Below are 8,760 nucleotides of genomic sequence, written 5' to 3'. Positions count from 1 at the left end.
TGCCTTTGCTATCCACAATGCAAAGCGCACATGACCTTAGCGAAACATCCAGTCCAACGTAGTATTCCATCGTCTATCTCCCTTGTTCACAGCTATCCTGTGATCCTAACGGGAGCTCGACCTCAGAACAGAGGCAGCCCAATTACGCATGCTATGGGCCGTCCGTGCGGGGGCGGCAGGCCTGCAGCTGGTCCGATGCCGCGCTGCATCCGAGGTCGGCTCCGAGCCCATACCTACCCCATGCTGCGTTGCAAAATGGCAGACAGGCTGTCGCCAGCAGCCCAGTGAACCGCTTGCCAGCCCGCCGCTATCGCGGCCTCAACATTTTCCAAATTGTCATCGACCATTAGCAAGTCTTTTGGGCTATAGCCGGTCTTCCGTTCAACGAAGGAATAGAAACCAGTATGGGGTTTTTGATAACCTGCCATCGCTGAGTACACGATACCGTCAATTTCATCGCCCAAACCGACAGAGTTCAACAAATAGTCAGCTCTTTCATGGCACTGATTGGTCGCAAGATATACCGGAATGCCCCGCTCCCGAGCCTTCCGCACGTCTGCCAATACAGGCTCAACAATACGAGAACTCATCTCAAACCAATAGCTTACAAAGTTATCTGCGTGGACATCAGCCTCTAACTCGTCCAGTCCTCTTTGAAGGGCTGGGAAGAGATCCATGCCGCCTTCGAAAACTCTGTTCCATTCAGCCCTAAAGAAGGTCCGAGATATATCACGCGGAACAATTCCCAAATCGTCCTTTAGTCCGACCATCCAATGTTTACCATCACGCGGACGCCCAAAAACTAACACACCGTCTACATCAAGCATAAGGCATTTGGCCTTCATTGCGCACGCTCCAAAACCAGCAAGTTCAAGTGGCCGACGCTATCACGATTGTATTGTAGCCGAAACCAAAGTCGGAACAGCGCACAAGTCTCGAATGACGGTTTTGTCCGCGATCTGCCAGTTCAGCCAAGCCCAAATTTTGCGCGTGCAGCGAATGTCTTATCTGACGGGCCGCACCGCAGCATCACCAGTGGCGGCTGGATGTCTCCTTTGGGCCGGGCGTGCCTGGGAAGCTGGTCGAACTTTGCAGTTTTGCAGAGTCCGCTTTCTGCGCTCCGACGCCATTAGTGCATCGTGCAGCATGAAGGTGTTAGGGCTCTCACCCGGATTTCGACGCGTGCACCGCCAATGGCTGCTAAGATACGTCCTGCCCCTACCGGAGTTGACCCCTTCTTAGGTCATAAACCTGCCCAGGTACGGATCATCTGCCCAACCTTTATCAATTCAGCTTGACGCTGACCCTGATCTTCCAGACGCAATGCTTTGAAAAAACGGGCGCACAGCATTTCGAAAGTGCTGGCTCCGCGATACCGCCCTGCCCCGCAGGCTTATCTTGTCGGCCGTTGGCTTCTTGAGAAATCAGCCGAACGTATGCGGCGGGACGGATATTGTACACGGCGTTTCAGTCTGCATGTCAGATGGTATCCTGATGGTAGATGGTCTGACAACAGATCGGTTGCTGCCACCCAGGACACTCGCTAGCTTTTGAAAATCTATCACGACCTCTGGCAGATCATGCTGCAATTCGGCGCCAACGGCTTCAGCTCCATCGGCGTTCACCTGGATGATGTCGTACCCCTGCAGGATCGATCTGGTAAGCTTTTCCTACCACTGTCGCCCGGCCGTAAGAGCAACCAGGAAGTTCTGGCTCAAACCGTCGACCGCCTCAATCAGAGATATCGCAAGCGCATCATCCGCTTCGGTGTGCATCAAGAACATCCTGGGTTTTTCGAACGGGAGTAACTCATGTTTCCCACAGGCTTACTCCCTCACTGCGGCGCTATTTGAAAGCGCGTTCGGTCATACGCCTGCAAGGTTCGCCAAGGACGAACTGGAAAACAACCCACCCTTCGCGCATATATTCTCAGTCGAATTTTCCGTGTCAGGCAGCCAGCGCGCGCGCCAATTCCATCAGTTTTTGCCGCTGTTTCTCTGGGATGTTCCTATAGGCTGTGACCAGCTGGCCAAGTTCACGGCTTTCGTAGAAATCAGAGGGAAACCTGACGTCTTCAGCGGGCGGTGGAACGTCTGATCGGGGAACACCATCAAAGAAAAATGTAACCGGAACCCCTACCGCGGATGCAATATCCCATAGCCGGGAAGCACTGACCCGGTTTGCGCCGGTTTCATACTTCTGGATTTGTTGGAACTTAATGCCGACCGCTGTCGCCAGCTCAGCTTGTGACATTCCAATTTCACGGCGGCGGTTCCTGATGCGGCGACCGACAAACGTATCGACTGTGTGAGGCACGATTTCACTCCTTTACAACTTCGGGGTTGGCGCTTCTGCTCGTACACATCATTAAGGTGATTTATCTGCGATAACAATATTCAGTATTGGCAGAAAAATAACTAAAACATACATTAAATCTGGGATTTACACGATATTTCGGCTATCTTTCGCAAGATCTGAGTAGGAGTGTTCCATGCGGTTTTTGTTTGTTGAAGGTCTGATCGGTGGGAGCAACACCGCAAACGCGCTGGATACTGGCAACATCTCATTCAGTCAGGAACAAACGCACGAGCTTGCGGAAATCCTTGATTTCATAGAGCAAAACCCAGATTCCCCGCTCAAAGAGTGGGTGCCATTCTGGGGCTTTATAACAACGGAAATCTGGCCGCCTGACCGCCAGATTATCGAACACGAAAAGCGGATCGATCCAGGGGCACGCTTCCTCGAAGTTTACGAACTTTTAACATCCGAACCCCTTTGGGACGAGCAACGATGCTCTGACCGAGTTGCCGTTGAGACATTCCGCTGCGTCAGTCCGGTTTATGCCTTTGTGCCTCTGCGTCGATGCCGGCCGACTTTGCGGCTCGTCCATGGCCAGGTTTGATCAAGTGGCATACGTTTCTACACCTTCCTGTTTCAGCTTTGATCGGTTTCTCGGTTGGCAAAGGCATATCGGTATAGTCGGGAACCTATCGTGGCGAACCTGCCTGGTGCGCATCGACGGTATTGCGGGTGTGAGCAGATGACCCGTCATCCCAAGAGTTCTTGCCTTATTCACTTCTCTACATTGAGCGTCATGTTTTCGTTCGCCATAGCCAGCTCTCCTTTCATGCAATGCGTTTCTTAAAGATGAAACCTACAGGACAGCGCCTAAGTGGCGCGCCGTTGGCGCTTCAAAGACAAATTTCCCCGGCGCGCGCGCCTCCTCGCGGACCAAATTTGTCTTTGACACCGGCTTCCTCTGCCCTGTCAGACAGGTTCATCGAAACGCAAAAATGAAAGGAATATCAAATGGCTACCGAAAACATGAAGCTCCGCGTCAAGACTGGTGAAAAAGACGGCAAGAACTACTGGGACGACTGCGGCGTTCTCTTTATCAACCGCAACGACAACGGCGAAATCACCTCCATCCAGGTCCGCCACAATATGTTCCCGAACGTCGATATGGTTGCCTTCCCGAAGAAACCCGACGATCAAAGCTGAAACAGAAGGGGCGGTTCAAGACCGCCCCTCAGAAACCCAATGGGCTCGTAAGTCGGCTGGCATCCGGTCGCAGATAACGGGGAATAAGGACTGGACGCTTTCGGTCGGCCCTCCCCACCCAAAGGTTCCTTCCCGGTGATAAAAACCCAAGGGGTTTTTCCAACCGGATAGCCGGGAAGGTCACTCGGAGGCAGACATGACCTATCACGACCAACCTAAGCCACGGCACAATTTGCCCGCCCGTCGCCTTGCGGAGAACAGTCGCATCACAACGCCCGACGGTCACACAATCCATCTGTCGATCGGTTACGATCCTGACGATCCGCAGCGACCGCGCGAGGTGTTCTACTCAGCCGGGTTCAAATCAGGATCACAGCTTGAGTTTCAGCTTCAGGATGCCTGCGTCATGATTTCTCTCTTGCTGCAGCACGGTCATCGGCCCGAAGACATCGCCAAGTCGCTTGCCCGAACCGAACAACCTGACGGAAGCATGGCCTATGCCAGCATCATCGGTCTGATAGCTGCCGAGCTGGTTGAAGGAACCGAGTAGCTACCTTTTCTACGCCAGTAGATCCGGCCCAGGGTCAGAGGTTTCACCGATGCCCTGCAGGACGATCTTCATTCGATCCGGGGCATAAGGCTTCACCAATTCCATCGCTTGTTCGGGCGTACCCGTCAGCCAGGTTTCATATTCGGCCGGATCGAGGATGACAGGCATTCGCCCTTTCGCGTGATATGGCCGCACCAGATCATTCGCCTCAGTCGTAATCATCGTATGTGTCAGCCCGGCCTCGTCCTCGCGCAGATCCTCACGCTCTTTCCGCCACATGCCCGCGATCGCGAACAGCGGCCGCGCGTCAGGATCATCGCTTGCGACCCCAAACCAATAATATGTCGCCGGTTTCCGCCCTTTGGATTCTGCAAAACTGGTCAGCGGTATCAAGCAACGGCGTTCGCGGAAACTTCCGCTCCACAAGCCGCTTTTCAGCAGCTTGTCGTCGCGGGCGTTATTCCACGCTCGCGGCTTGATCGGGTCGCCGGTGACTTTCGACACCTGCGCCGTCAGGAACCCCCACCGCATTTCAATCAAAGCTCGCTCACCGTCTCGGCCGAGCGCAACAACAGGCGCCACACCCTTCGGCCGGATCGCCGGCCGCGGCTGCGCATTCCCAAGCTGGTCCCGTACTGGGTCCACCTCGAACAGACGGCGCATCGCTTCGTTGCCCTTCAGACTCGAATAGAGGTTACACATCCGGTTTGTCTTTCCGATATTCCATAGCCGCCTCCGTGACTAACTGAGCCTATCCTATACGGCGCGGGAACCAGTCAACACCAGGCCCTTCGGGGCGCGTGTCGCGCGTGTTGACAGGCCCCCTACTCCGCCGTGTGCGGAAGGCTCGTTTAATCACTCAGGAGACTACCATGAAATACATTCGCAAACGCTCAACAACCCTTCGTCGCAATGCAGCGCGTCGCCTCAAAACGATCCGTAAACAGCTTCGCAAAATCGACCTCAGCATGACGATTTCCATCAACTTGCTGATCCTAAAAGTTAGCATCACCATCAAGCGCCGCAAGACATAGCAGCTGCACGGCAAAACCCTTCGCGGGGATTTTGCCTTTTCTTTCTATCTTCATCTTCCAGAAATATCCACGGGGTTTGGGGCAGTCAGCCCCATACAAATAAGGAAAAATGTCGCGTAAGCGTCTCTTATGTTGTTTTGGGCGCAATAGGGAAATGTTGTCCGGGACAACTTTTTTTATGTTGATAGTAATATTAAACGCAGGATAGGCTTAGCGCCAGCAAATAGGACCATATTAATTGACCGACCGAAAGAAACTCGTGAAAACCTACGTGTCACCTGAGACCGCCGCGCTGTTGCGCAATGCGGCTAAGGCACAAGGTTTGTCAGAGTCTTCTTTCGTTCGGATATTGATTGAAACGATAGTTGAGGAAGATGGAACGGAAGCTGTTCAGCCGCCAAAGGTCGCAAGGGTTTCGAAGGTGACAGTGAGGCTGCCGAAAGATGTAGCTGGTGATTTGAATGCCGCCGCTAAAGAGCAGCGAGTTACGGCTTCGACCTGGGCGGCGTCGATCCTGATGGCGAAATTTCGTGCAGCGCCACAGCCAGTGAAGTCACAGAGGCGGGCTATCCAACGGTCGTTTCGTCAGCTTCAAGGTATGGCGACGAATACAAACCAGATGGCCGCCTTGATGAACCGCGGTGTGTTCACCGGTGATAGTTATGCACCTACCCGTGACGAGCTGGCTGCATTGCGGAAGGGTATTGCTGATCTGCGTACTGATCTTCGGCAGTTCGCAGGTGGCCAGTATGACCTGCAGATAGTCAGAGGTTTGGACGATGAGTGACTTTGAAACGCCCATCGGGTTCCAAGATTGCTGGACACCAAAGAAACCACGTGCGGTGCGGTCGAAGGCTGCGGGGTATTTTTCGGTTGGACAAAGGCGTGGGCGCGATGATGGGGATAAAGACGCCCAAAGGCAGTCAGGTGGCCGGCGGGCGCCGTCTGGTGCTGTTTCTGCCTCTGATAAGGCGACCTTGGCGCGTGTCGTGCGTGGTGCACCCGAAGTGATGGTGAAGGTGACGAAACCTGCGAAGGTTGGGAAGGACGGCAAACAGATTATGGTGAACCAGCGGACAGAGAGTGTTCGTGTCGCCGCACATATCGACTACATCAGTCGCAATGGGAAGATCGAGCTAGAGACCAGCGATGGTGAGCGGATCAATGGCAAGGAGGCAGCATCGGGATTTATTGCCGAGTGGTTGTTGAAACATGATGAGGCCCGAACGAATGGTTTTGCCACAGACCGTACACGGATCACGACGAGTATGGTCATGTCGATGCCTGCTAAGGTGAATGCCGAAGCTGTGAAAGATTCTGTGCGGTCATTGGCAGAAGAAGAATTTGGCGGACGCCATGACTATGTGATGGCGCTGCATACTGACACCAAGCATCCGCATGTGCATTTGACTGTACGAACCGTTGGCCATGATGGTGTGCGGCTCAATCTGCGCAAAGCCGATTTGCAGCATCTGCGCGACCAGTTCGCGCAACGTCTGCGGCAGCGTGGGATTGAGGCAGAGGCGACGCCGCGTCATGCGCGGGGTGTCACGAAGAAGAGTGAGCGTATGGCCGTATACAAGGTGCGCCGTAAGCCTGATCGGTCGGTGCGGACAGATGAAGCGAAGCGTACCGAAGTGGAGCGCGATATGCGTGCGCATGGCGGACGGCTGCCGGATTATCCATGGGATCGCGCGCTTATGGAGCGCCGCAACCGGGTGATGGGGACGTATATGAAAGCCGCCACAGCATTAGCGAGGTCCAGCGATCCTGACGATCAGGCGTTGGCGCGCGAGATAGAGCGATTTGTAGGTGGCATGACAGGATTGGTCACAGAAAGGGTGCATATGGCCTCAGAGGCCGTTCAGGAGCGCGCTGAGGGCGATATGGGGTTATTGGTGAGGGAACAACGACGCGGAAAAGACCGTGATGTGCCTCAGGGGGCGCACAAAGACGCTGACAAGGGCAAATCGGACCGGGAAAGATGAAGCACGGTTAATCGCTGGTGAAGCAGTTGAGGAGTGGATGGTAGATGTGATCATTAACAGAGACGCCAAATTCACTGGCCTGGGGTTCGTTCGTGCGTGTCTGTTCTTTCACGCTCGACGGTGCGGTTCCGCTCAGCACTTGTGATGACCTTTGCCTTTTCCTCTTGCTGCCGTGAAACGTTAGCGAGCTTCTCGACGGGGATCTTCTTCCCGGATGCCAGTTCCTTCGACATTTGGGTTCGGGCGTTTGAGACCGCGATGTTTACGTCAGCTCTGTCGATGCCTTGCGCTTTCAGCTCAGCTTCCATTAGAGACAGTTTGCTCGCAGCGCCGCGTACATCAGGATCACGGGCGGCTTGCGTGGATTTCATTCTGTCCTCAAGTTCGGTGGCGCGATCCTGTGCCGCGCGCCGGTCTGGTCTATAGATCACATCGTCATCCTTTCCTTTTGCGGCTGCGGTCAGTTGAGGATCGTCACGTTTCGTAACCAGTTCTGTACGATTTTGATCAGGTGTGGTCTTCGCTTGTGTACGATCGATATTTGTTGCTGCCCATTCTCTGCGGAATGTTTCGATCTTTTTCATTTCACCCGACTTCTCGTCGTATTTTTCAACGGTCACGGGCTTACGTCCAGCCGATGCGATGGTTGCCTGGTCCCCAACGGAAAGCTGGTTATCTGAAACCATCGAGTGCAACCCAACGCCCCAAATCTTGTGTGAGCGTCCATCTCCGAGGTTCATTTCAATGTAAGGCGTTGGAGATGCTCCTTCGCGATCCTTGTACGGCGCATCGCCAATGGCAGTGATTGTTCCGCGAACACCCTTATCGTAGTTTGGCAATTCAACAACATTGGTTTTATCGGCCGAGATGGTTTCATTTTGATCGGATCGTTGCGTCGACTGTTGCTGTGCTCTGGTCGGTCCATCGGTACGCTCGATGACGCGATATCCGACCAGTTCGCCGCGACGTTCAGCTTCAGCACGATCTTTATCGGACGGCCGATATCCACGCACTTCGATGCCTTGCGCCTGTCCCTCGATCCACATTTCGCGCCGAAATTCTTCCGGTCCTTTGACGTTCATTTTTGACCAGCCACGGTGCGCTGCCAGTTCGATCATATCCATTGCAGTTGCACGGTCTGCGTTCTTCGTTCTTAAACTGTCGCCCTGGTCTTCAATCGCGGGGCGTTTGTCGTCGTATGAACGATATAAATCCTGTGCATTGCGTCGTTTTGTGACAACGAAGCGTTGATCAAAGCCGTTTGGGCGCGAGAACGGGTCGTCACGGTCGGGAACCTTCAATGCTGGGTCGGGTTCGATTACTGACGCTGGCGATGGCTCCGCTACGGGCTTATCGGCAGATGCTTGCACTGCTGTTTTGGAAGAAGTGGTTGGTGGGTCTTCAGTTGATCGTTCGCCAGGGCGTTCCGAGGGCTCCTGAAGCACAACTGGTTCAGGGCTAGTTTGTTTGCCCGCTATGTCCTTTTCTGCATCAGCGACATTGATTTGCAAGAAGCTACCGTCCTCTTGGACTTGCTGAAATCGTGAAGATCCCAACTCTTTTGCCTTATTGATCGCTTGTTGCTGGTTGGCGAAGGCATACGTCGTATCCATCGTTGGGTCGTAGAGTTGATACGTCGGCCGCGTCGGTGAGCTTTGATCTGTGTCACTGTCTTGAGCCATGATAG

12 protein-coding genes are annotated in these 8,760 nt (G+C 54.0%); 8 read left to right on the top strand and 4 right to left on the bottom strand.

Features of this window, described 5'->3' with window-relative positions; all coding sequences use genetic code 11:
* Window positions 1-233: 233 nt before the first annotated feature.
* Entirely contained in the window at window positions 234-827 is a 594-nt protein-coding gene (locus tag HRQ87_RS18680; RefSeq protein ID WP_174139965.1) for an HAD family hydrolase, read from the bottom strand.
* A 501-nt stretch (window positions 828-1,328) separates the two neighbouring features.
* Here HRQ87_RS18680 and HRQ87_RS20705 point away from each other — a divergent pair.
* Together HRQ87_RS20705 and HRQ87_RS18675 are read left to right on the top strand one after the other, a co-directional pair.
* Window positions 1,329-1,547: a DinB/UmuC family translesion DNA polymerase gene (locus HRQ87_RS20705; protein WP_425501612.1), complete on the top strand. Its 219-nt coding sequence runs from the start codon at window positions 1,329-1,331 to the stop codon at window positions 1,545-1,547.
* A gap of 3 nt (window positions 1,548-1,550) precedes the next feature.
* The gene (locus tag HRQ87_RS18675) at window positions 1,551-1,808 is read left to right on the top strand and encodes a hypothetical protein (protein WP_174139964.1); all 258 of its coding nucleotides are present in this window, start codon (window positions 1,551-1,553) and stop codon (window positions 1,806-1,808) included.
* 139 nt (window positions 1,809-1,947) lie between these two features.
* Here the strand turns inward: HRQ87_RS18675 and HRQ87_RS18670 are convergent, their stop codons facing one another.
* Window positions 1,948-2,316, bottom strand: a complete 369-nt coding sequence (locus tag HRQ87_RS18670; protein WP_174139963.1) for a helix-turn-helix domain-containing protein — start codon at window positions 2,314-2,316, stop codon at window positions 1,948-1,950.
* Window positions 2,317-2,491: 175 nt separating this feature from the next.
* On the opposite strand from HRQ87_RS18670, the gene HRQ87_RS18665 reads away from it, so the two are divergent.
* The 3 genes from HRQ87_RS18665 to HRQ87_RS18655 all read left to right on the top strand — a co-directional run bounded on the left by HRQ87_RS18665 (window position 2,492) and on the right by HRQ87_RS18655 (window position 4,051).
* Complete coding sequence (locus HRQ87_RS18665) at window positions 2,492-2,902, top strand: hypothetical protein (protein ID WP_174139962.1); 411 nt, start codon at window positions 2,492-2,494, stop codon at window positions 2,900-2,902.
* A 407-nt stretch (window positions 2,903-3,309) separates the two neighbouring features.
* Window positions 3,310-3,501 (top strand): hypothetical protein, encoded by a 192-nt coding sequence (locus tag HRQ87_RS18660; RefSeq protein WP_174139961.1) that lies wholly within the window; start codon window positions 3,310-3,312, stop codon window positions 3,499-3,501.
* Window positions 3,502-3,697: 196 nt separating this feature from the next.
* A complete protein-coding gene (locus HRQ87_RS18655) occupies window positions 3,698-4,051 on the top strand; it encodes a TSCPD domain-containing protein (protein WP_174139960.1) in 354 nt (117 codons plus the stop codon).
* Between the two features lie 9 nt (window positions 4,052-4,060).
* Here the strand turns inward: HRQ87_RS18655 and HRQ87_RS18650 are convergent, their stop codons facing one another.
* Complete coding sequence (locus tag HRQ87_RS18650; RefSeq protein WP_174139959.1) at window positions 4,061-4,753, bottom strand: SOS response-associated peptidase; 693 nt, start codon at window positions 4,751-4,753, stop codon at window positions 4,061-4,063.
* 170 nt (window positions 4,754-4,923) lie between these two features.
* On the opposite strand from HRQ87_RS18650, the gene HRQ87_RS18645 reads away from it, so the two are divergent.
* The 3 genes from HRQ87_RS18645 (at window position 4,924) to HRQ87_RS18635 (ending at window position 7,073) form a co-directional block, all read left to right on the top strand.
* Window positions 4,924-5,085 carry a hypothetical protein gene (locus HRQ87_RS18645; RefSeq protein ID WP_174139958.1) on the top strand — a complete coding sequence of 54 codons (162 nt, stop codon included), beginning with the start codon at window positions 4,924-4,926 and terminating at the stop codon, window positions 5,083-5,085.
* 238 nt (window positions 5,086-5,323) lie between these two features.
* Window positions 5,324-5,872 (top strand): ribbon-helix-helix domain-containing protein, encoded by a 549-nt coding sequence (locus tag HRQ87_RS18640; protein ID WP_174139957.1) that lies wholly within the window; start codon window positions 5,324-5,326, stop codon window positions 5,870-5,872.
* Entirely contained in the window at window positions 5,865-7,073 is a 1,209-nt protein-coding gene (locus HRQ87_RS18635; protein WP_174139956.1) for a relaxase/mobilization nuclease domain-containing protein, read from the top strand. The genes HRQ87_RS18640 and HRQ87_RS18635 overlap by 8 nt, the downstream gene beginning before the upstream one ends.
* Before the next feature lie 71 nt (window positions 7,074-7,144).
* On the opposite strand, the gene HRQ87_RS18630 is transcribed toward HRQ87_RS18635, so the two are convergent.
* On the bottom strand, window positions 7,145-8,755 hold the full coding sequence (locus tag HRQ87_RS18630) for an LPD7 domain-containing protein (RefSeq protein ID WP_174139955.1): 1,611 nt from the start codon (window positions 8,753-8,755) through the stop codon (window positions 7,145-7,147).
* Between the last annotated feature and the right edge of the window lie 5 nt (window positions 8,756-8,760).

It is taken from the genome of Parasulfitobacter algicola, from assembly GCF_013315265.1.
GTDB classification, from domain to species: domain Bacteria; phylum Pseudomonadota; class Alphaproteobacteria; order Rhodobacterales; family Rhodobacteraceae; genus Parasulfitobacter; species Parasulfitobacter algicola.
The sequence above is the reverse complement of the archived record's forward strand: the minus strand, read 5'-3'. Positions and strand labels throughout refer to the sequence as shown.